Source organism: Plantactinospora sp. DSM 117369, from assembly GCF_053764795.1.
Window position 1 is genome coordinate 9,077,530 of record NZ_CM132446.1, and the last position, 21,967, is coordinate 9,099,496.

Below are 21,967 nucleotides of genomic sequence, written 5' to 3' on the forward strand. Positions count from 1 at the left end.
CCCTCAGAGGCATGGTCAGCCATTCCGCGATCGCCGCCGTGGCCGGCGTACTGGCCGTGCTTCCGGCGGTGCCGGCGGCCGCGGCGCCGGGCACCTCGCTCGGCTGTCCCACCGCGGCCAACGCCACCTCGACGGTCGCCCGCGAACCGACCTGGTCGCACCACTGGCTGGCCGCGGACCGGCTCGCGCCGCACACCGGCGCGGGAATCACCGTCGCGGTGGTCGACACCGGGGTGAACGTGACGCACCCGCAGCTCGCCGGCAGGGTGCTGGCCGGATACGACGTGATCCGGGACCGGGCCGGCGCCACCGTCGACCACACCGGGCACGGCACGGCGGTGGCCAGCATCATCGCCGCCAGGCCGATGCCGAACACCGCGCTGCTGGGCCTCGCCCCGGGCGTACGGATCCTGCCGGTCCGGGTCAGTGACTGTGCCCGTACGGTCCTCGACCGCGACGTGGACCCGGCGCACCTGGCGGAGGGCATCAGGTGGGCGGCGGATCACGGGGCCCGGGTCGTCAACGTCTCGCTCGCCGTGCCGAAGAGCCACTCCGGGCTCCGCGCCGCGGTCGCGCACGCGCTGCGGCGGGGCGTCGTGGTGGTCGCGGCGACGGGCGACGCGCGGACCAGCCCGACGTCATATCCGGCGGCGTACCCCGGGGTCATCGCCGTCGGCGCCCTGGACGAGGCGGGCAACGTCGCCGGGATCAGCACCACGATGGACCTGGTGGCGCCCGGCGACGAGGTACTCGCGGCGGCGCCCCGCGCCGGGCACATCGTCTGGTCCGGGACCGACGCCGCCGCACCCGTGGTGAGCGCCACGGCCGCCCTGGTCCGAGCGGCGCTCCCGAAAGCCACTGTGCACGAGATCCGGGCCCGGTTGACGAACACGGCGACCCCGATCGCGAACGGGCCGGGGGCGGTGGACCCGTACCGCGCCCTGCGCGACATGCTCGCCTCACCGACACCGGTACCGCAGGTGGTGATGGACCTGCGCCAGCCCGATCGCCCCGGGTCGCCCTGGCCGGCCCGGGCCGGTCCCTGGGCGGCACTGCTCGGCGCCGGGGCGGTGCTGGTGCTGACCGTGCTGTGGCTGCGATCCCGCTGGCGTACGGCGGGTGGCGGATGATCGACCGGGCCGAGGCGTCGCGGTTGGCCCGGGAATGGGCCCGCCGCGAGCTGGGTAGCGAGGATCCCGGCTTCCGCGAGTTCGAGGCCGGCTACGTGGTGTGGGACCGGCCGCCCAGCACACCGGGACCGCCGCCGACCGACTCCGCTGCCGCGCCCCCGGGTACCGGTACGCCGTCGGGCGAGGCCGGCCAGCCGCCACCACGGGTCGGCGCCGCCCGAGGTGTGCTGGACCGGGACACCGGACACTGGTCCCGCTGGCCGTCCCTGCCGATCGACGAGGTTATCCGGCTCTACCTGGCCTACCGGGCGGGCTCGACGCGGTTTCCCGAGGACGTCCGTACGATGCTGCGACTGGCTGGCTGGGTACCGGGACGCGACGGCGCGGCGCTGCTGCGGACCTGGTGCCGCCGGCATCAGATCGACGATGCCGTCCTCTTCCCGGTGGCCCGTGCGGTGGCCGCGGACTTCGGCGGCCTGACCATCGCCGGGTACCGGTTCACCCCGACCCCGGACGACCACGTCCCGCCGGCACATCCCGACCTCGCGGACCGGCTCGGCATGCGGGTGTGGCAGATCGCGGTCGGCGACAGCCGGATGCTTGTCGTCGACGAGTCGGGCGCGGTGCACCGGCGCGACCACTCGGGCGACGCGCCGTACGCCCCCACGGTCGACGACGCCCTCGTCCGGCTGGTCCGCCGGGAGGACGAGTGAACAGGCGCTGAACACCTGCCTGGTCCGGGGAGAGGACGGCACAGCGCCGCCCCTCCCCGGACCCGACCGGTCATCGGACCTCTTTCCACCTGAGCGTGCGACGCTCACGCACCGCACCCGACCTTGCGATCCGCCAGACCACAGGGGAGGTTAAGAGGCTCGCTACATGTGGTGCGCCCGCATCATCGAGACGAGTTCGCTCTCGGCGTCCGACATGAGCGCGTGCGACCCGCTGATCTTTCCCTGGATCTGGCCGCCCATCTCGACCAGGGCGCGTGCGGCGTCGCGCCACTCGGCGCGGAGCAGTTCGTACTCCTGCACCGAGCTGCCCCGCCAGGTCCCCATCAGCGACTCGATGTGCTTCTCGATCGAGGTGAGCCGCTGGTTCATGTTCTCCATGGCTTGGCCGTACGCGGCCGCGCCGGTGGTCATCGTCGCGCCGACCATACGAATCTGCATGACAGTCCTCCGAATCAGGCCCGCAGGGCGGCGTAGACACCGCTGGACGTGTCGGCACCGGTCCCGCCGGTGCCGGGGATGCCCTCGCCGAGGTCGACCATCGAGGCCCGGATCTGCGAGTCGGTGAACTCGTGCTTTTCGGCGACCCGGTTCAGCAGCTCGGCGAGCCCGTCCAGGGCCACCTTGATCCGGTTGAGCTGCTGCTGGTAGCCGGCGTTCACCTCGCCGAACATGGCACCGCCGGCGCCCATCCAGTCGTCGGGCATCTGGCTGGTGCCGGACTGGATGGCGCCCTTGACCTCGCTTTCGATCAGGGTGGCCTGGGTCCGCACCTGACCAGCGGTCTCCCGCATTTCCTCGATGTAGTTCTGTACCAGTTCCTCAGTGCCACCTGCCACGGCCGCTCCCTCCACTGGAAACTCGTCGGGCCGACGAGTTGAGGTCAGGGTACTGTGGATGATCGCGACGTTCTATCCCGGCGGAATCGCCCGGACCGCCGCCGTCGGCTCCAACACCGGGCCGTGCGGCACCCGGGCCATCAACCCGGTGGGCAGCGGGATGGCCCGTTCCGGCTGGTAGCCGAGCTGGCCCAGCACCTCCGGGCTCGGCACGGGATAGGCGATTCCGTGATCGGTCACGAGAAACCAGGTACCTCCGGTCGCCTGCGGCGCCGGCTTGGCCAGTACCACCACGCCCCGGCCCGGTTCCACCGCGACGTGGTCGGCCAGCGGGACCCCGGCGGCGGTGGCGGGAGGCCGGGCGGCGGCGTCGAGGTCCCCGGTGACCGGTACGCCGACCGTGACGACGCGTCCGTCCCCGGCGTCACTGATCCGCACGCACACCCCGGTGCCCGACACGACCGGTACGACCGTCGGGGTGGGCTCGGCGGGCAGGATGCCACCGGTCGGCAGGTTCCCGTCGACCGTCAGCGGGGTACCGCCGACCGGGGTCGGGGCCGCCGTACCCGGATAGCCGGGGTCGGCCAGCAGGATCCGGGCCTGTAGCTCGGTGACCCGGTCGACGCTGTTCGGCTTGACCACGTAGTGCTGCTGGGTCGCCGGGTCGACCAGCACCTCGCCGACCTTGGTGCCCTTGCGCCAACTGCTCTCCCGGCCCCGGTTGGCGACCTTTATGGCGCCCAGCGGTGCGCCGGCGGGCAGCACATCGAGCCAGGCGAGCGTCACCGGATGCGCCTGGGCCGGGGCGACCCGCAGCGCGTCGGTGACGATGGCGTCGTCCCGGATGGCGTGCCGCCGGCCGTGCCAGATCAGGTGCCGGGCGCCGTTCGGGTCCACCACCAACACCGCGGCCGAACCGAGCCCGTCCCCGCCGCCCGGCCGCCATCCCGCGTACACGTACGTGAGTGGCACCGGATAGCCGACGGCGTCCCGGGCGGTCACCCCGCAGATCGACCACGGATCGGTGCGCAGCTTCTTCGGATCCGGCAGGTTGTCCGGGGCTCCGACGATGCCCACGCGGGGCCCCTTCGGCCAGGTCAGCGAGGCCCGGGCGACCAGGTACGGATCCTTCGGCCGGTCCAGCAGCAGGCGGGCCGAGGCGTAGTTCGCCACCGGGTACAGGGTGCGCAGGTCGGGGCGGCAGTAGTACTTCGTGCCGGTCTCCCGCTCGATGACCACCGCGTCGCAGGCCTGCCAGCGCTTGTTGCCGCTGGGAAAGAACTTGCCGTAGACGCCGACCGCCGCGAGCGCGATCACCGTGACCATCACCGCCGCCAGCGAGGCGCCGGCCAACCGCCGACCGGGCCAGTCCAGCGGATCGGGCTTCTGTGCGAGCAGGGCGGCGGTGAGCCGTCCGCGTAGGAACTGTCGGGAGTGGATCAGGTCGCGGCGGGTCAGCATGAGACCGCCCCCGCTGCCGCGCCCAACCATGCCGGCATCGCTGCCTTGGCCGACGTTGCCGGCGTCGCTCTCCTCCGGTCGATGCGGTTCAACCGAACAGCCCCCGGGCGAGGCCGAACAGACCCAGCACCGCACAGGCGAGCAGGGGGGCGACGACTACGCAGACGATCTCGACGATGTCGCCGATCCGGCCCAGGTTGGGCGGGAGCGGACGGCGGGCCGCGGCGGCGGCCACCCCGTACGCCCCGGCTGCGACCGCGAGCATCCCGGCCAGTACCGGAACGATCAGGTCGACCCGGGTCGTGGTGTCCATCGCCAGCCAGCCGGCACCGCCCAGCAGCAGCGCGCCGAGCAGCGCGGTGAAGCCGGGCGGCACCCGGTGGCGTACCGCCGCGAAGGTGCGCATCCGGAGGGCGCAGATCACTACCACCAGGACGGCCAGCAGCGACGCGCTGACGTCGGCGGCCCGGGCAAGCACCCCCACGCAGAGCAGCAGAATCACGCAACTCCCGGCCAGCACCCCGGTCAGCAACTCGTCCGCCCGCCGGACCAGCGCGGTCAGCCGGGCCAGCGACGGGAGGGACGCGACCTTCGAGACGTCCTCCCCCGGCCGAGGCACCTCCGGGCTGGGCAGGCCACCGTGTGCCGTGGCGAGTCGAGGCAGCAGCGGGGCCAGCAGAACCAGCGCGCCGGCCAGCCCGGCGGCCGCGGCGACCGGGCCCACCTCGGTGGCGACCAGCGCCCAGATCGCGCCGAGCAGCCCGATCGTGAGACCCGTGTGGAAGACCGGCCGGTGCACGTCGAGCCCGGCCAGGGCGAGGGAGGCGGCCAGCATCAGCCCGGCGGATCCGACGAGCAGCGGCCAGGCGTGCAGCACGGCACCGAGGTCGGCAGGGCCGGGCAGCAGGGCACCTCCCACACCCGCGTAGACCATCGCGTACACCCCGAGCAGGGTGGCCAGGCCGGGTTCCCGGCGCCACCGGGCGACCGCCGCGCCCGCACCGACCAGCACCGCGGCGACCGCCAGCGCCACCTGGCCCGCGCGGACCAGGGGCGGCCCGGCCAGCAGGAGCAGCAGGACCGCGCCGCCGAGGATCGCGGCGACGGTGACCAGACCGGCGTGGTACGTCGAGGTGCCGCCCCACACCCGGCCCTGCCGCGCCGCCGTCTCCGCCACACCGCCGGCGAGGTCGTCGTAACCGGGCTCCGGCCAGTGCTGGTCACGCGGGGCGAGCAGCAGTACGTCGCCGTCCCGGATGCCCAGCCCGGACAGCGACTGCACCGGCTCCAGCACACTCCCGTCGAGCCGCCGGACCACCCAGCCGCCACGCGGTACGCCGTCCTCGGCGAGCCCGTCGCCACCGTGCCGGAGCAACGCCGGTTGCAGGTACGTCAGGGGTAGGTGGTCCGGTAGCGCCATGTCCACGCGTCGCTTCGGCGTCATCAGGACGATGCGGGTGAGACCGATCGTGGTCGGCGTCGCCATAAGCAGCCTCTCAACGGCCTGTCGGGCAATCTGGACTGGACACCCTCGCCGTGACCCCGTATCCCCTACGATGCCCGGGTGGGAGCGTCTGCATGGGCACAGTAGTACGCAAGCGACCCGCGCGTCGGTTGGCTCCGCCCTACCCGCAGGGCGAGGTGGCCTTGGAGCCGGTGCCGGAGATACCCACTCCGGGCGGGCGCTCGTGGAGCCGGCTGCTCATCATGCTGCCCATGCTCGCGGGTGCCGCGGCCATCGCGCTGATGTTCGCCGGGGGCAGCGGCAACAACCCGTTCCGGTGGTTGACCGGCGCGCTGTTCGGGGTCTCGATGCTCGGCATCGTCGCGGTGCAGTTCGCCTCCTTCTCCGGCGGGGCGAGCAAGCAGGAGATGCAGGAGCAGCGGCGCGAGTACCTCTTCGAGCTGAACCAGCAACGGCGCGCCGTACGGCAGACGATCCAGCGGCAGCGGGCCGCCGAATACTACGCCCACCCCGACCCGGACGCCCTGTGGTCGCTTGTGGACAGCGCCCGGCTGTGGGAACGGCGATACTCCGACGCCGACTTCGGGCAGGTCCGGATCGGGCTCGGGCCACGCGACCTCGCCGCCACGCTCGTCGTACCGCCACCGGTGCCGGCGGAGAAGGCCGAGCCGGTGAGCGCGCTGGCGGTACACCGCTTCGTCGAGGCGTACCGGCAGGTGCCGGAGCTGCCGACGGTGCTGGCCCTGGGCGGGTTCGCCCGGGTCTATCTGCGCGGTGACCGGCGCCGGGTACGGGCGCTGGTCCGGGCACTCATCGCCCAGGCCGCCGTCTGGCACGCCCCGGAGGACCTCGTCGTCGCGGCCTGCGTCGGTCGTTCGGCGCGGGCCCAGTGGGAGTGGGCGAAATGGCTGCCGCACACCCTGCACCCCACCTCGACCGACGCGCTCGGTCCGGTACGCCTGATCGCACCCTCCGTCGTCGCCCTGGAGGCGATGCTGGAGGACCTGGTCGCGGATCGGCCGAGATTCGACCCGACGGCCGCCGAGGCGCAGTTCGACGGGGCACACCTGCTCGTCGTGATCGACGATGGCGACCCGGCCGGCTCGGACCACCTGCTGATCGACGGCGGCGTCGAAGGTGCCACCGTGCTCGACCTCAGCGGCGAGCCGCCCCGCAATCTCGACCGGGCCACCGTCGTCTTCGACGTCGGCGCCGACGGGGACCTCCGGGCGACCACCTACGCGGGCGGGCAGCGGCTGGGCCGGGCGGACGCGTTCAGCCTGGTCGCCGCGGAATCGCTGGCGCGGCAACTCGCGCCGCTACGGCTGTCCGGCGGCGGCGGGCAGGACCGGGCGATGAACGCCGAGCATGGCCTGGCCGAGCTGCTCGGGCTCGGCGACCCGTACGAGTACGACGCCGCGCTCGGCTGGGCGCCCCGGCCACACCGCGAGCGGCTGCGGGTGCCGATCGGGATCGGGCCGGACGGCGCCAAGGTGGAACTGGACCTGAAGGAGTCCGCCCAGGACGGGATGGGCCCGCACGGCCTGCTGATCGGCGCGACCGGCTCCGGCAAGTCGGAACTGCTCCGCACCCTGGTGCTGGCGCTGGCGGTGCAGAACTCCCCGGAGACGCTCAACTTCGTGCTGATCGACTTCAAGGGCGGCGCCACCTTCGCCACCCTGGACCGGCTGCCGCACACCAGCGCCGTGATCACGAACCTCGCCGACGAGCTGCCGCTGGTCGACCGGATGACCGACGCCATCAACGGCGAGCTGATCCGCCGTCAGGAGCTGCTGCGCCGCTCCGGCAACTACGTGTCGCAGCGCGACTACGAGCGGGCCCGGGCGGCCGGCGTACCGCTGGCGCCGCTGCCGACCCTCGTCGTGGTCTGCGACGAGTTCAGTGAACTGCTCTCCGCCAAGCCGGACTTCATCGACATGTTCGTCCAGATAGGACGACTTGGCCGGTCACTCGGCGTCCACCTGCTACTGGCCAGCCAGCGGCTGGAGGAGGGCCGGCTGCGCGGCCTCGACACGCACCTGTCGTACCGGGTCGGGTTGCGGACCTTCTCGCCGGTGGAGAGCCGCACGGTGCTCGGCGTCAACGACGCCTACGAGCTGCCCCGCGCCCCGGGGCACGGCTTCCTGAAGTTCGGCACCGAGGCGCTGGTCCGGTTCCGCGCCGCGTACGTCTCGGGCGCGTACCGCCGGGCGGGCGCGGCCGAGCCGGCCGGTGGCGACGACCGGGTCCAGGTCTACACCTCCGGATACGTCGCGCCGGACGACCTCGCCGGCACCACCGGCGAGGATTCCGGCGCTGCCGGCGCGGTCTCCGCGGCCGGTGGGGGGACCGGCGCCGGCCGGGCCGGTACGGATCCCACCGTGGCTTCGGCAACCGCCCAGGCCGCGAAGCTGACCGGGCCGAACGAGCCGGTCGAGGTCGAGCCGGACGGGGTCGAGGTCGAGCCGGGCGACGAGACGCTGCTGGAGATCCTCACCGGGCGGCTGACCGGGCGGGGTGTACCGGCACACCAGGTGTGGCTACCACCGCTGTCGACTCCGCCGAGCCTCGGCGAGTTGCTGGACGGCGAGGAGCCGGAACCGTTGCGGGTGCTGGTCGGCGTGGTGGACCGCCCGTTCGAGCAGCGGCGCGACCCACTCCGGCTGGACCTGTCCGGCGCCGGCGGCCACGTCATCGTGGTGGGCGCGCCGCAGTCGGGCAAGAGCAGCCTGCTGCGTACGCTGATCGTCAGCCTCGCTCTCACCCACACCCCGCGCGAGGTGCAGATCTACTGCCTGGACTTCGGCGGCGGCGTGCTCGCCTCCATCCGGGACCTGCCACACGTCGGCGGGGTCGCGGCCCGCCGGGACGCCAACCAGATCCGGCGGACGATCGCGGAGGTGGAGACCATCGTCGCCACCCGCGAGCAACTCTTCACCGAACGCGGCATCGACTCGATCGCCACCTTCCGGCGGATGCGGGCCGCCGGTGAGCTGCCCGAAGAGCGGTTCGGCGACGTCTTCCTCGTGGTGGACGGCTGGGTCACGGTCCGGGACGAATTCGAGGACCTGGCCGAACGGATCATCGCGCTGGCCGGCCGCGGCCTGTCGTACGGCGTGCACATCGCCGCGACGGCCGGACGCTGGCTCGACCTCCGGTCGGCGCTGCGGGACGCCTTCGGCACCCGACTGGAACTGCGGCTGGGCGATCCGTCCGACTCCAGCATCGACCGGCGGGCGGCGGCCAACGTTCCGGTGCACGCGCCCGGCCGGGGCATCACGCCCGGCCGGCACCAGTTCCTGGCCGCACTGCCTCGGCTGGACGGCGGCTCCGACGTGGCAGATCTGCCGCCGGCACTGACCGAGCTGGTCGTCAAGATCCGCGACGGCTGGACCGGTGACCCGGCACCCCGGGTACGGCTGCTGCCGCCGATGGTCCCGTACGAGCTGCTGCCCACCGCGACCGACGGGCCAGGGCCGGCGGTCGGCCTCGCCGAGCTCGACCTCGGCCCGGTCCATCTGGACCTGAACGCCGACCCACACTGCTTCCTGATCGGCGACGTCGAGTGCGGCAAGTCGTCGTTCCTGCGGATGCTGGCCCGGGCGGTCGCCGACCGGCAGACACCCGGGCAGGCCCGGATCATCGCGATCGACTACCGGCGCGGCCTGCTCGGCGCGCTTCCCGAGGAACACCTCCTCGGCTACGGCAGCTCGGTCAACCAGGCCACCGAACTGCTCCGCGACGCGGCCGGCGCGCTCCGGGAACGGCTCCCGGGGCCGGAGATCACTCCGGAGCGGTTGCGCGCGCGGGACTGGTGGAGCGGCCCCGAACTGTACGTCCTGGTGGACGACTACGACCTGGTGGCCGGAGACCGGAACCCGCTCGGCGTGCTCCACGAGTTGCTGCCGCAGTCGAGGGAGGTCGGGCTGCACGTGGTGGTGGCGCGGCGCAGCGGCGGCGCGAGCCGGGCCTTCTACGACCCGCTGCTCGCCCGGATCCGGGACCTGGGCTCACCGGGCATCCTGATGTCCTGCGACCCGGTGGAGGGGCCGCTGCTCAGCGGCGTACGCCGGCCCGGTCCGCTGCCCCCCGGCCGCGGCTGGTTGTCCACCCGGCGGGACGGTGCCCGGCTGGTCCAATTCGGATGGCTCGACGTGGACTGACGATTCTCACCAGGCGATCGGCCAGATGGGTCTGCCGCGGCTAGCGATATCCGATTAGGATCGCTGATCATTGCCACGCTGTGCCCGCGACGAGGAGGACAGAGATGGCTGCCACTGACAACCAGGAGGCTGCCGGCGCTTCCGCCGGCCTCGACCTCGACGTCGAGACGGAGCACCTCAAAACCTTTGGTGAGAAGATGTGGAACGCGGCCAACGCGTTCAGCGCCGAGGTGATCAAGGCCGGAAACTCCAGCTTCGAGGTACCGGCTCCGGAGTTCGTCGAGATGGTGGAATTCGCCAAGAAGATCACCGACGACACGGTGGAAGCAAACCGGTTCACTGCCGACGCGGCGAACGGCCTGATGTCGTACGGCAGCGCCGCGATCGTCAGTTTCAACAAGTACGGTTGGGGCGACGACCAGGCCCGGCTCTCGTTGCAGGACGTCCGCGACGCGATGAAGGCCACCGAGCAGCCGGGGTCCGCTTCGCGAAACGCCACGGCTGCCTGACGGTCGGCGATCATGGCCGCTACGAACTGGGAACAGTACGATCTCGACAAGATCCTGAGCATCTTCATGTCGGTCAACGTCGGGAGCCTCACCGAACACGCCGAGCGCTGGCGTGCGATCGGCGCGGCGATCAGTAACGGCGGAAAGACGCTGGCCGACGAGACCCGGAGCCTTGCCGGGAGTTGGAAGAGCAGGGCGGCCAGCGCGTTCACCGACAGCGCCGACCAGGCGGTCGACCGGATGACCCAGTGGGGGTCCCAGGCCCCCGTCCGCGGCGACCACATCGAACTGGTCGGCATGGCGGTCAGCTGGGCACAGGGCGAGCTTGAGCGCCTCAAGGCGCAGCGCCAGCAGGAGTTGGACCAACTCCAGGCGGACAAGGAACGGATTCCCTTCCACGACATGTCCGGTGCGTTGGAGGGCCAGATCGTCAACAAGTACAACGAGCTGGCCCGGACGGTGGCCACCCAGGCAGCCGCCGAGATCAGCGCGTTGACCCCCTGGAAATCTCCCGGGCCCTACGTCGGGCTACGCGACGTCCAACGCACGGTTCCCACCCCGAACCTGGGTCCGAACGGCACTCCCGTCCCGCCCGGCACCGGCCTTCCGAACGGCACTCCGAACGGCACTCCGAACGACACCACCGGTCAGAGAGAGCAGCAGCCGGTCAATCCTCCGCCGGGACCGCTGCACCAGCTGACTCGCACGGACGAGCCGATTGCCGATCCCCGCCAGACCGGCAACCCGCAGACCGGTCCGCAGGAGAACAACGTCAGCCAGCCGCCTAACCAGCAGCAGGTCTCAGCGCCGCAGACCGACGTACCGCAGGTCGGCGAGCCGCCCGCGCCGGGCCAATCGCCGGGCTCCGGCGTAACGCCGCCACCGACGCTGCCGGGCGGGGTACCCGGGGGCGTACCGGGTGGTGTGCCCATCGTCCCGTTCGTGCCTGGTAGCGTCGGCGGCGGTTCCGGTGGTCGCGGTTCAAGCGGCCTCGGTCCCAGCGGCCTCGGTTCGGACGGCGGCGGAGGCGGCCTGGGTGGCGTCGGCGCGGGGCGGGGCGGGGCGGCTGTACCCACCGCCTCGAATGACCTGCTCGGGCGGCTCGCTGGCGCCGAGGGCGGCGGCGGAGGCGGCCTTCTCGGCGCGGCCCGCCCCCCGGTCGGCACCCCTGCCGGTGGCGGCGCCCCGATGATCCCGCCGATGATCCCGCCGGTCGCCCCCGGAGGCGGGAATGGTGGCGCACTGTCCGGCCGCCAGACCCGGCGTACCGCGCGAAGCGGTGGTGCGCCTCGCGTCGTCGGCCAGGAACCCGTCGCCGCGCCCCAGTCGATCAGCGGTCGTCAGGTGGACAAGAAGAAGACGCCGCCGCCACGACAGCAGGAGACCGAGCGGCAGTCGGCGGTGACCTACGGCGCGTGATTCTGATCCGCTCTGCCGAGAACGCGATGACCTGTCGGGCGCACGGCCCTACTGACCGAACCCGAACGTCTGAAACGGTGAGCATCTGGTGCCTGTGATCATCTGCCCTGCCTGTGGGGAACCGGACGAGGACGACTCGGTCTACTGCCTGAACCCGGGCTGCGGGGCCCTCTTGGTGGTGCTCCGGCCCGAGCAGCCACCGGAGCAGGCGGCGGGCGCCGACCCGGCCGAACCGGCCGTTCCCGCCGAACCCAATGCGGTCGGCAGCTCCGCCGGGCCGACCGGAGCACCGACATCGGTGGCGTCGCCCGAGGTGACCAAACCGGTGAAGGCGGTCAGAGTCACGAAGTCGGCCAGACCGGCGAGGTCGGCCAGACCGACAAAGGCAGCTAGAGCCGCCAGGTCGGCCAGACCCGGGAAATCCGGCGTACCCGCAAACTCGGCCGGACGGGCTGGCTCAACCGAGACGGCCACACCAGCCACCCCGGCCAAGGCGACCGCACCGGTCGAGCAGGCTCCACCGGTTAAGAAGCCCACACCGGTCGAGAAGGCCACAGCGGTCGAGAAGGCCGCGGTCGAGAAGCGCACACCGGTTAAGAAGGCTGCGGTCGTCGAGAAGGCCACACCGGTCGAGAAGCCCGCGGTCGAGAAGGCCACACCGGCGACACCGGGCGACAAGATTCCGGCAGCCACAACCGCCAAGAAGGCGAAGGCCGCAACCGCCGAGGAGGCCCCGCCGGCTGCGGCAACAATTGATGGGCCGGCCGCCCCGACCGGAGCACCGGAGGCGACAGGAGCGCCCGCCCCGGGCGGCGAGGGCCCGACTGAGCCCGTTCCGGCTGGGACCTCCCAACCCGAGACGGTGATACCGACGACCGAGCCCGGTGGTGCCGGCAAGCCTGCCGGCACCGGCTTCCGAGGCACGTTGGGCAGACTGGCCAGGATCGGCAGACGGGGCGCCAAGCCGCTGGCGGCAACGCCTGCCGCCGCACCAGGCGGACCGGCCGATCCGGGCGAGGTCGGGGTTCCTTCCCCAACCGGCGAGGTTCACGGGGTCGATCCGCCCGGATCGGTGAAGGCTCGGCCTGCCGGCGAAGGGGCGCCACCAACGTCGGCACCCGCGTCGCCACCGGCGGAGCCTGCGCCGGCCAAGGCCCGGCCGACTCAGCCGGTCGAGGCCCAACCCACTCAGCCCGGCAAGGCCCAACCCGGCACACCGGTCAAGCCGCAACCCACCCAGCCGGCCAAATCCCAACCCACCCAGCCCATCAAGGCCCAACCCGGCACACCGGTCAAATCCCAACCCACCCAGCCCGTCAAGGCCCAACCCGGCACACCGGTCAAGCCGCAACCCACCCAGCCGGCCAAGACCCAACCCGCCCAGCCCGTCAAGGCCCAACCCGCCCAGCCCATCAAGGCCCAACCCGGCACAGCAGCCAAGCCGGAGCCCGCCGGTCGGGCAGGAGCCGACCGGGGCAGTGCGGCGAAGCAGCCGACCGCCGTACCGGCGAGCACCGTCGCCGTACCTGATCGGTCCGCGGATCCCGACGCGCCACAGGCCGGCAGACGGCTGCTGTTGCCGCTGGCGGCGGCCACCGTCGTGCTGGTCGGGATCGGCGTGGCCCTGGCGGTCAACAACGGCGACTCCTCCGGCGGGCCCCGGCCTGCGGCGGTGCCGACCGGGCCCGCGCTGGCGCTCGGCTCGCCGTTGCCGGTCAATCCGACATCGGCGCCGGTCGTCCCGCCGAGCCCGCTTCCGCAGGCCAGCCCGACACCGAAGGCCAGCAGCAAGCCTCCACCCCGGCCCGCCCGGCCGGCGTCGGCGCGGAAACCGGCCCGGACACCGAGCCGGAAACCACCGGCCAAGACCACCGCTCCGCCACCGAAGCCTCCGGCGCCACAGGCCCGGATATCGGCCAGCGGCCGGATCGAGTGCACTCCCGTCGATCGGGGCTGGGGCATCGCGATCAGTGGCAGCGTGAGCAACACCTCGGCGACCATCCGCAGTGCCCGAGTTTCCTACAGTTCCAACGAAACCGGGCCGGCGAGCAACTCCGACACGCTCACGCTCAACTTCAGCGGCCGGTCGTTCAACGGCAGGATTCCGGACACCAGCGGCTGGGAGTTCATCGGCGGGTCGTCCGTCTCCTGGACGGTCACCGCGACGTTGAGCGACGGCAAGACGCTTTCCGACTCGGGGTCGAACACGTACTCCTGCGGATAGCGTCCGGCCAACAGGGGCAGGCAGACCTGCGCCCGCTCTACGCTGAGCGGGCGCAGGTCGATCGTGGGTGGGTCAGCGCTGGTACTGGACCGGGCCGACGTTGGCGTTGGCCATCTGCTCCAGACGGCGTACCCGCTCCTCCATCTTGGGGTGGGTGGAGAAGAGGTTCGCCACGCCGCCACCCTTGAACGGGTTGTCGATCATCAGGTGGGCGGTACTGGTCAGCCGGTTGTCGGCCGGCAGCGGCAGCGCCTTCGTACCCGCGTGGATCTTGCGAAGCGCGCTGGCCAGTGCCAGCGGGTCGCGGGTCAGCGCGGCACCCGAGGCGTCCGCCTGGAACTCCCGGTTACGGCTGATGGCGAGCTGGATCAGGGTGGCCGCGATCGGGCCGAGGATCAGCGTCAGCAGCAGTACGGCCGGGTTCGGCGAGTCCTCGTCGTCCCCGCCGCCCAGCGGGATGAACCAGGCGATGTTGGCCAGCATGGTGATGATGCCGGCCAGGCCGGCGGCCACGCTGGAGATCAGGATGTCCCGGTTGTAGACGTGGGACAGCTCGTGACCGATCACGCCCCGCAACTCCCGGTAGTCCAGAATCTGCGTAATGCCCTGGGTCACGGCGACCGCCGCATTCTGCGGGTTGCGTCCGGTGGCGAACGCGTTCGGCTGCATGGTCGGGCTGACATAGAGCCGGGGCATCGGCTGCTTCGCCTCGGTCGCCAGCTCCCGGACCATCTGATAGAGCGCCGGGAATTCGGCCTCGGTGACCGGTTGGGCCCGCATCGCGCGCAACGCGAGCTTGTCCGACCAGAAGTAGCTGGCGGCGTTCATGGCCAGCGAGACCAGTACGGCGATAACCAGCCCGCCGCTGCCGCCGAACCAGTAACCGACGCCGAGGATCAGAGCGGTGAGCAGGCCAAGAAGCGCGGCTGTCTTGAGCCGGTTGTGATGGCTATGCACGATAACTCCTTCGGTGCGCGGGCCGGTGGACCCGCTGACCGGTACAACACCGGGATACCCCGTCAACAATCCGGATATGACTGTGAGTTGCCTGGGAAAGGGCCTCACCAGGGCCTGGGGGCGGCCAATGAACCTTTTTCAACCTCCCCGTGCCGTCCGTCGCGGCCAGGCAGAAGTCGGGACGCAAGGCACCGCGCTGTTCAGGTTGAAAAGGGTTCAGTCACAGTGCGGCGATGTCCAGGATGAGTTGCGGGGCGAAGCCGACGACGATCGCGACTCCGGTGGCAACGGCCAGCGCGGCGACAACCGCCCAGGCCGGCCGGACCGGTTCGGCAGCCGGCACCGGGGCACCGGTCGGGACGGCGGGTGCACCCGGATCGGCGGGCACGACCGGCGCGGCGGCGGCCTCGCCGGCCCGGTCGGCAAGCGGCTCCGGGGCGTAGAGGGTGGCGGCGACCCGTACGTAGTAGGCGAGCCCGATCACCGCGTTCAGCGCCACCACCACGGCGAGCCAGCCGGCGTCCCCGGCCAGCAGCGACCGTACGACGGTGACCTTGGCAAACAGCCCGGCCAGGCCCGGCGGCAACCCGGCCAGCCCGACCAACGCCAGCACGAACGCCGCACCGACCCACGGCCGGCGCCGGGCCGCACCCCGGTAGTCCGCGATCTCGCCACCATCCGCGACCGCCGGGCGCAGCGCCACCACCGCCCCGAACGCGGTCAGCTCCAGCACCACGAAGAAGACCGTGTACGCCACCGCGGCGGCGACCGCCGTGTCGAGCGCCTCCGCACTCCGCCCGGACGAGAGTGCCAGCGCGCCGAGCGGGGCGACGATGTAGCCCGCCTGGGCCACCGACGACCAGGCCAGCAGCCGGACCATCCGGCGCTGCCGGAGCGCCACCAGGTTGCCGACCGTCATTGTCAGCACCGCCACCGCCGCCAGCAGCGGGCCGGTCATCCGGGCCGGCAGCGCGGTCGCGGTGACCGCGAGCAGCGCGACCACCCCGCCGAGCTTGGAGGCGGTCGACAGGTACGCCGCCACCGGCACCGGTGCGCCGTCGTAGGTGGCCGGCGCCCAGGCGTGGAACGGGACCGCCGCCACCTTGAAGGCCAGCCCGAGCACGATCAGGGCCACCGCGACCACGGTCAGCGGCAGACTCAGCAGCGGTGGGCCGGTCGGGAAGTCGCCGCCGAGCGGGACCGGCCGGTTCGCCTCCGCGGTGAAGATCGCGCCGAGCCGGCTCAGGTGCACCGCCCCGGTGACCGCGTAGAGCAGCGCGGCGCCGAGCAGGGTGACCGCGGTGGCCACCACGCTGACCACGAAGAAGGTCAGCGCCGCCTCGGCACCGGCGACGCTGCGGTGCCGGAGCCCGACCAGCACATAGAGCGGCAGGGTCAGGGTTTCCAGCGCCACGACCAGGGTGATCAGGTCGCCGGCCGCGCCGAGTACGACGCCGCCGGTCATCGAGCAGGCGAGCAGGAAGCAGTACTCCCCCGGCGGCACCTGACCGGAGCGCAGCAGCGGGGCGGAGAGCGCCAGCACCCCGAGGGTGAGCAGCGCGAAAAGGCAGCCGACCAGCGCCGCCCGGCCGTTCGCCAGGTAGGAGCAGTCGGGGCCGGCGCAGAACGTCCGGCGCGTTCCGGCGGCACCGACCAGTACCGCGCCGAGTGCGGTGGCGGCGGCCCCGGCCGCGAAGACGGCCACCGTCGCGCCGCGCCGGGCGACCAGCAGGTCGGCCAGCAGCACGAGTACGGCGGTGCCGGCCGCCAGGTACGCCGGCAGCAGCGCCACGTTGTCCACGCTCTGGATCACGACGCTTCCCGCCCAACCCCGTGAGGGTTCATCGGATCGCCTCCAGCAGTGCCCCGACCGGCACCTCGGCGTAGCCGAGCACCAGGGTCGGGGCGAGCCCGATCGCGAGGGCGAGCAGCACCAGCGGCCCCCAGGCGGCCAGCTCGGCCCCGTGCAGTCCCGGCGTCAGGGTCAGTACGGCCGGGCTGGCCGGCCCGTGCGTGACCCGGCGCAGCAGCCGCAGCAGGTACGCCGCGGTCAGCGCCCCGCCCAGCGCGGCCAGCACCGCCAGCGTGGTCCAGAGTGGACCGCCCACCCGCCAGGCGGCCACCACCGCGAAGGCCTCGCCCCAGAACCCGGCCAGGCCTGGCAGTCCGAGCGAGGCGATCGCGGCGAAGCCGAGCAGCCCGGCGAGCCGGGGCGTACTCTCGCGCAGCCCGCCCAGCTCGGCCAGCGCCCCGGTGTGCGCCCGGTCCTTGACCGCCCCGGCGAGGAAGAAGAGCAGGCCGGTGATGACGCCGTGCGCGATGTTGCCGATCAGCGCGGCCTGGATGCCGGTGCCGGTCAGCGTGGCGATGCCGAGCAGCACGAACCCCATGTGCCCGACGCTCGAATAGGCGATCAGCCGCTTCAGCTCGCTCTGTGCCAGGCAGACGAGCGAGCCGACGATGATCGCCGTCACCGCCAGCACCCCGAGCACTCCGGCGGCCTCCCTCGCCCCCTCCGGCGCCACCCCGACCGCGACCCGGATCAGCCCGTACGTGCCCATCTTGAGCAGGACGCCGGCCAGGATCACGCTGCCGACCGTCGGCGCCTGGGTGTGCGCGTCCGGCAGCCAGGAGTGCAGCGGCCAGAGCGGGCTCTTCACCGCGAACGCGATCGCCAGCAGGATGAACGCGGCGATCTGGGTGCCCCGGGACAGGCGCGTGCCACCGGTCAGCTCGATCAGGTCGGCGGTGCCGGCCGCGGTGACCACGGTGAAGACGCCGACCAGCAGCAGCACCGAGCCGAAGAGCGTGTAGAGGGCGAACTTCCGGGCCGCGTGCTGCCGGTCCTCGCCGCCCCAGACCGCGATGATCGCGTACATCGGGAGGAGCACGACCTCGAAGAAGAGGAAGAAGAGCACCAGGTCGAGGGCGAGGAAGGTGCCGAGGATGCCGACCTCGACCACCAGCAGCAGCGCGACGAGGGTACGGCCCCGGCCCGGCGCCGGCACCCGCCACCAGGTGTACGCGCAGCAGAGCAGGGTCAGCAGTGCGGTCAGCACCACCAGCGGATAGGAGACCCCGTCGATCCCGAGTTGGAACCGCAGGTCGAGCCCGGGTACCCAGGTCAGGTCGAGTGCGTGCCAGAGGCGGATGCCGGGTGCCTCGGCCGCGTCCAGCTGGTAGCCGATCCAGGTGTCGGAGGCGCCGACCGCCAGCAGCGCGGCGAGCACCAGGGTCACCGCCGCGAAGGCCGTACCGGTGATCCGGGCGGCCCGGTCGAACCGGCCCGGCAGTACGGCGAGCACCGCCGCGCCGACCGCCGGCACCGCCAGCGTGGCGACCAGGCCGATCCCGCCGAGCGTCACGTCGTACCCCCCAGGGCCAGCGCGGCGGCGAGGCCGAGCAGCAGGGCACCGCCGAGTACCGCCACCACCGCCCGGGGCACCCCGGCGCGGTGCAGCAACTCCATCCCGCCGCCGAGTCCGGCGGTCCCCCGGCCGGTCCCCTCGACCGCCCCGTCCACCAGCCCCTCGTCGCCGCGCCGGGCCAGCCGGCCGAGCGCCCGCACCGGGCGTACGACCAGGGCGTGCTGGACCTCGTCGAGCCAGAACGCCCGGGCGAAGGCCGGGCGCAGCGGACCCAGTCCGGTCGCCGGGTCGGCGGCCGGGTCGGCCCGCCAACGCCACCAGGCGAGCCCGGCGCCGGCCACCAGCAGCGCCACCGGGATGATCACGAAGCTGTCCAGGTGCGTCTCGTCCAGCGCCAGCGCGTCCCGGAACGGGGTGACGAAGACCGCCAGCCCGAGCGCCACGCTCGGCACCGCGAGCAGGATCACCGGCCAGCGGAGCAGCCCGGGCGGGTCGTGCGGCGGGCCGGGCGGGGTGTGTGCCGGCGACCCGGCCGGCGCGTCGATCGCCGACGCCGGGCTGGCGTGCGCGGCCGGGGTGTCGACCGGATGGGTCTGGGCCCGGGAGGCGCCGAGGAAGGTACGCAGCAGCAGCCGGGTGGCGTACCAGGCGGTCAGGGCGACCCCGACCAGCCCGGCGAGCCAGACCAGCCAGCCCACCCAGGCGGCGGTCGGTCCGGCGTGGTGCCGGGCCGCCTGCTCGGCGACGACCAGGATGCCGTCCTTGCTCCAGAAGCCGGCCAGCGGCGGCACCCCGGCCAGCGCGGCGAGCCCGATCGCGGTGCACCAGAAGGTGACCGGCATCGGCCGGCGCAGCCCGCCCATCGCGGACATCAGGTTGCTGCCGACGGCGTGGATCACCGCACCGGCGGCAAGGAAGAGCAGGGCCTTGAAGGCGGCGTGGCTGAGCAGGTGGAAGAGCGCCGCCGGAGGAGAGCCGACCGCCAGCGCCCCGGCCATGTAGCCGAGTTGCGAGACCGTCGACCAGGCGAGTACCCGCTTGATGTCGTCCTGGGCGGTGGCGGCGAGCGCGCCGAGCAGCAGGGTGACCGCGGCCATCACCCCGAGCACGGCGAGCGCGGCCGGGGCCCGCTCGAAGAGCGGGAAGAGCCGGGTCACCGCGTAGATCCCGGCCGCCACCATGGTCGCGGCGTGGATCAGCGCGGAGATCGGGGTCGGGCCGGCCATCGCGTCCGGGAGCCAGGTGTGCAGCGGGAACTGGGCGCTCTTGCCGGCGACACCGGCGAGCAGCAGCAGGCAGGCGGCGGTCAGCGTACCGGGGCTGAAGTCGTGGGCCAGCACGTCGGAGATCCGGAAACTGCCGGCCTGCACGCCGAGGACCACGATGCCGAGCAGGAAACCGACGTCGCCGACCCGGGTCACCAGGAACGCCTTCACGGCGGCGCCGGGCGCCTCCGGCAGCCGCCGGTCGTGACCGATGAGCAGATAGGAGCAGATGCCCATCACCTCCCAGCCGACCAGCAGCATGATCAGGTCACCGGCCACCACCACCAGCAGCATCGCGGCGGTGAAGAGGCTGACCTGGGCGGCGTAGGGGGCGTACCGGTCGTCGTCGTGCAGGTAGCCGACCGAGTAGACCTGCACCGCCAGGGCGACCGTCGCGACCGCGACCGCGACCAGGGCGGCGGCCGGGTCCAGCCGGAGGGAGAGGGTGACCGACAGCCCGCCGAAGTCGATCCACTCGGCGCTCGCCTCGGTGCCCCGGCCGTCGAGGGCGATGACCAGCCCGATCGCCGCCGCCAGCGCCACCGCCGCGCCACCGATGCCCAGCACCGCCGCACCGGCCCGGGACCGCTGCGGCAGCAGCAGCCCGACCAGGGCCAGTCCGAAGGGTACGGCCGGCAGCAGCGCGGCGAGCGTGTGGGTCATCGGCCCGCTCCCGGTGCGTGTCCCGTCGTCGGTGCGGTGTTCGCTGCCGGTGTCGTCGTCCCGGACCCGGTGAGCGCCGGAGCCGCCACGATGGCCTGTGGCCCGGTGTCCGGGGTGTGCTCGTCGAGGCGTACGTCGTCGATGGTGACCGTGCCGCGCAGCCGGTAGAGCTGGAGCACGATCGCCAGCCCCACCCCCACCTCGGCGGCGGCGATCACGATGACGAAGAGCGTGAACGCCTGCCCGGTGAGCGGCAGCGGGGCGGCACCCTCGGCGGCCGGGGGCGGGTGGCCCAGGGCCGCGTGCAGCGGGGCGGCGTCGGCGGTGACCAGCAGCAGGTTGACCGCGTTGAGCATCAGCTCGACGGCCATCAGCACCAGTACGGCGTTGCGGCGGCGGAGTACGCCGTACACGCCCAGGCCGAAGAGCAGGGCGGCGACGACGTACGGGATGGCGGGCCTCACTGGCGCCGCCCCGGAATCCGTACGCTGATCGCGATCGCTCCGACCAGTGCGGAGAGGAGCAGCACCGAGAGCACCTCGAACGGGAGTACCCAGGAGCGGAAGATCTCGGTGCCGAGCCGTTCGGCCGTCCCGGGGTCCGGCAGGTCCACCGTGGACCACCGGTACGCGTCGACCAGCAGGGCGGCCAGACCCAGCCCGGTCCCGCCGCCGATCAGCGCGGCCGGCCAGCCGGGCCGGTCCAGGTCGTCGGCGGCGCCGATCGGTGCCCGGGTCAGCATCACCGCGAAGAGCAGCAGCACCACCACCGCGCCGACGTAGATCAGCAACTGCACCCAGGCCACCAGCTCGGCGGTGAGTACCAGATAGAGCCCGGCGACCGCGCCCAGGCAGACCACCAGGTAGAGCCCGGCCCGGACCAGGTGCCGGGTGGAGACCACGAGTACGCCGGACCCGACCGCCACCGCACCGAGGGCCAGCATCAGCACGTCGGCGGCGCTCACGGCGGCTCCTCGTCGGCCGGAGAGCCGGAGGTGGGCTGGTCGGCCGCGGGCGGGGCGGAGGCGGACTGCTCGGCTGCAGGCGGGGCGGAGGCGGGGCGCGCGGTCGCGGGGCGGGCCGGGCGGCGGGTGCGTACCGCCGGACCGGCCGGACTCTCCCCGGCGCCGCCCGGGGCGGCGGCCTTGCGCGCGGCGGCCTCCTCCTTGGCCGGCTCGCCGTTCGGGTCGTGCGCGGGCGGGGGTGGCACGGTCGCCATCCACTCCCCGAGGTGCTCCTTGTCGTGCAGCAGGTCCCGGATGTCGTACTCGGCGTACTCGAACTCCGGCGACCAGTAGAGCGCGTCGAACGGGCAGACCTCGATGCAGATGCCGCAGTACATGCAGAGCGAGAAGTCGATGTCGAAGCGGTCCAGGACGTTGCGCTGGCGCGGCCGGGCCGCGCCGGGAACCGCCACCTCCTCCTTGTGCGAGTCGATGTAGATGCACCAGTCCGGGCACTCCCGGGCGCAGAGCATGCAGACCGTGCAGTTCTCCTCCAGCAGCGCGATGACGCCCCGGGAGCGCGGCGGCAGCTCGGGGGCGACGTCCGGGTACTGCTGGGTGTGCGAGCGGCGGGTCATCGTCTTGAAGGTGACGGCCAGCCCCTTCGCCAGTCCCTCGCCCGGGATGCTCATGCCGGCACTCCGCTGCGCTCGCTCATGCCGGCACTCCGCTGCGCTGCGTGCCGGCACGAGACTCACCGGCGCTGAGCCTGATGATTCGCTCGCTGCGCTCGCTCATGGGCCCATCCTGCCGTGTCGACGGTTCCGGCG

General features: G+C 72.9%; 18 protein-coding genes. 6 read left to right on the forward strand and 12 right to left on the reverse strand.

Going from position 1 to position 21,967, the window contains the following annotated elements; translation table 11 throughout:
• Positions 1-11 precede the first annotated feature (11 nt).
• Both ACSMXO_RS38910 and ACSMXO_RS38915 read left to right on the forward strand, forming a co-directional pair.
• The gene (locus tag ACSMXO_RS38910; RefSeq protein WP_455415773.1) at positions 12-1,130 is read left to right on the forward strand and encodes a S8 family serine peptidase; all 1,119 of its coding nucleotides are present in this window, start codon (positions 12-14) and stop codon (positions 1,128-1,130) included.
• Entirely contained in the window at positions 1,091-1,843 is a 753-nt protein-coding gene (locus ACSMXO_RS38915) for an SUKH-3 domain-containing protein (RefSeq protein ID WP_455415774.1), read from the forward strand. The genes ACSMXO_RS38910 and ACSMXO_RS38915 overlap by 40 nt, the downstream gene beginning before the upstream one ends.
• A 162-nt stretch (positions 1,844-2,005) precedes the next feature.
• Here ACSMXO_RS38915 and ACSMXO_RS38920 read toward each other — a convergent pair whose 3' ends face one another.
• From ACSMXO_RS38920 to eccD, 4 genes are all read right to left on the reverse strand, one after another.
• Positions 2,006-2,302, reverse strand: coding sequence for a WXG100 family type VII secretion target (locus ACSMXO_RS38920; RefSeq protein WP_346258346.1), 297 nt, complete (start codon positions 2,300-2,302; stop codon positions 2,006-2,008).
• A gap of 14 nt (positions 2,303-2,316) precedes the next feature.
• On the reverse strand, positions 2,317-2,700 hold the full coding sequence (locus ACSMXO_RS38925) for a WXG100 family type VII secretion target (RefSeq protein ID WP_346258347.1): 384 nt from the start codon (positions 2,698-2,700) through the stop codon (positions 2,317-2,319).
• A 72-nt stretch (positions 2,701-2,772) separates the two neighbouring features.
• Positions 2,773-4,161 carry a type VII secretion protein EccB gene (gene eccB / locus ACSMXO_RS38930; RefSeq protein ID WP_455415775.1) on the reverse strand — a complete coding sequence of 463 codons (1,389 nt, stop codon included), beginning with the start codon at positions 4,159-4,161 and terminating at the stop codon, positions 2,773-2,775.
• 88 nt (positions 4,162-4,249) lie between these two features.
• A complete protein-coding gene (gene eccD / locus ACSMXO_RS38935) occupies positions 4,250-5,647 on the reverse strand; it encodes a type VII secretion integral membrane protein EccD (RefSeq protein WP_455415776.1) in 1,398 nt (465 codons plus the stop codon).
• 92 nt (positions 5,648-5,739) lie between these two features.
• On the opposite strand from eccD, the gene eccCa reads away from it, so the two are divergent.
• From eccCa to ACSMXO_RS38950, 3 genes are all read left to right on the forward strand, one after another.
• Positions 5,740-9,789: a type VII secretion protein EccCa gene (gene eccCa, locus ACSMXO_RS38940; protein ID WP_455415777.1), complete on the forward strand. Its 4,050-nt coding sequence runs from the start codon at positions 5,740-5,742 to the stop codon at positions 9,787-9,789.
• 104 nt (positions 9,790-9,893) lie between these two features.
• Positions 9,894-10,298 carry a hypothetical protein gene (locus tag ACSMXO_RS38945; protein ID WP_346258351.1) on the forward strand — a complete coding sequence of 135 codons (405 nt, stop codon included), beginning with the start codon at positions 9,894-9,896 and terminating at the stop codon, positions 10,296-10,298.
• Between the two features lie 12 nt (positions 10,299-10,310).
• Positions 10,311-11,717 (forward strand): hypothetical protein, encoded by a 1,407-nt coding sequence (locus ACSMXO_RS38950; protein ID WP_455415778.1) that lies wholly within the window; start codon positions 10,311-10,313, stop codon positions 11,715-11,717.
• A gap of 141 nt (positions 11,718-11,858) precedes the next feature.
• On the opposite strand, the gene ACSMXO_RS38955 is transcribed toward ACSMXO_RS38950, so the two are convergent.
• Positions 11,859-12,374, reverse strand: a complete 516-nt coding sequence (locus ACSMXO_RS38955; protein WP_455415779.1) for a hypothetical protein — start codon at positions 12,372-12,374, stop codon at positions 11,859-11,861.
• 415 nt (positions 12,375-12,789) lie between these two features.
• Here ACSMXO_RS38955 and ACSMXO_RS38960 point away from each other — a divergent pair, with 415 nt between their 5' ends.
• Positions 12,790-13,941, forward strand: a complete 1,152-nt coding sequence (locus ACSMXO_RS38960; RefSeq protein ID WP_455415780.1) for a hypothetical protein — start codon at positions 12,790-12,792, stop codon at positions 13,939-13,941.
• A 72-nt stretch (positions 13,942-14,013) separates the two neighbouring features.
• Here ACSMXO_RS38960 and htpX read toward each other — a convergent pair whose 3' ends face one another.
• The 7 genes from htpX to ACSMXO_RS38995 all read right to left on the reverse strand — a co-directional run bounded on the left by htpX (position 14,014) and on the right by ACSMXO_RS38995 (position 21,829).
• Positions 14,014-14,898, reverse strand: a complete 885-nt coding sequence (htpX, locus tag ACSMXO_RS38965; protein ID WP_346257323.1) for a zinc metalloprotease HtpX — start codon at positions 14,896-14,898, stop codon at positions 14,014-14,016.
• Between the two features lie 220 nt (positions 14,899-15,118).
• Positions 15,119-16,711 carry an NADH-quinone oxidoreductase subunit N gene (locus tag ACSMXO_RS38970; RefSeq protein WP_455415781.1) on the reverse strand — a complete coding sequence of 531 codons (1,593 nt, stop codon included), beginning with the start codon at positions 16,709-16,711 and terminating at the stop codon, positions 15,119-15,121.
• A gap of 28 nt (positions 16,712-16,739) precedes the next feature.
• Positions 16,740-18,263, reverse strand: coding sequence for a complex I subunit 4 family protein (locus tag ACSMXO_RS38975; protein WP_455415782.1), 1,524 nt, complete (start codon positions 18,261-18,263; stop codon positions 16,740-16,742).
• Positions 18,260-20,194, reverse strand: coding sequence for an NADH-quinone oxidoreductase subunit 5 family protein (locus ACSMXO_RS38980; RefSeq protein ID WP_455415783.1), 1,935 nt, complete (start codon positions 20,192-20,194; stop codon positions 18,260-18,262). Before ACSMXO_RS38980 ends, ACSMXO_RS38975 begins: the two co-directional genes overlap by 4 nt.
• Positions 20,191-20,658 (reverse strand): NADH-quinone oxidoreductase subunit NuoK, encoded by a 468-nt coding sequence (gene nuoK, locus ACSMXO_RS38985; RefSeq protein WP_455415784.1) that lies wholly within the window; start codon positions 20,656-20,658, stop codon positions 20,191-20,193. Before nuoK ends, ACSMXO_RS38980 begins: the two co-directional genes overlap by 4 nt.
• Positions 20,655-21,158: an NADH-quinone oxidoreductase subunit J family protein gene (locus ACSMXO_RS38990; protein WP_346257317.1), complete on the reverse strand. Its 504-nt coding sequence runs from the start codon at positions 21,156-21,158 to the stop codon at positions 20,655-20,657. The genes nuoK and ACSMXO_RS38990 overlap by 4 nt, the downstream gene beginning before the upstream one ends.
• Entirely contained in the window at positions 21,155-21,829 is a 675-nt protein-coding gene (locus tag ACSMXO_RS38995) for a NuoI/complex I 23 kDa subunit family protein (RefSeq protein WP_455415785.1), read from the reverse strand. The genes ACSMXO_RS38990 and ACSMXO_RS38995 overlap by 4 nt, the downstream gene beginning before the upstream one ends.
• Between the last annotated feature and the right edge of the window lie 138 nt (positions 21,830-21,967).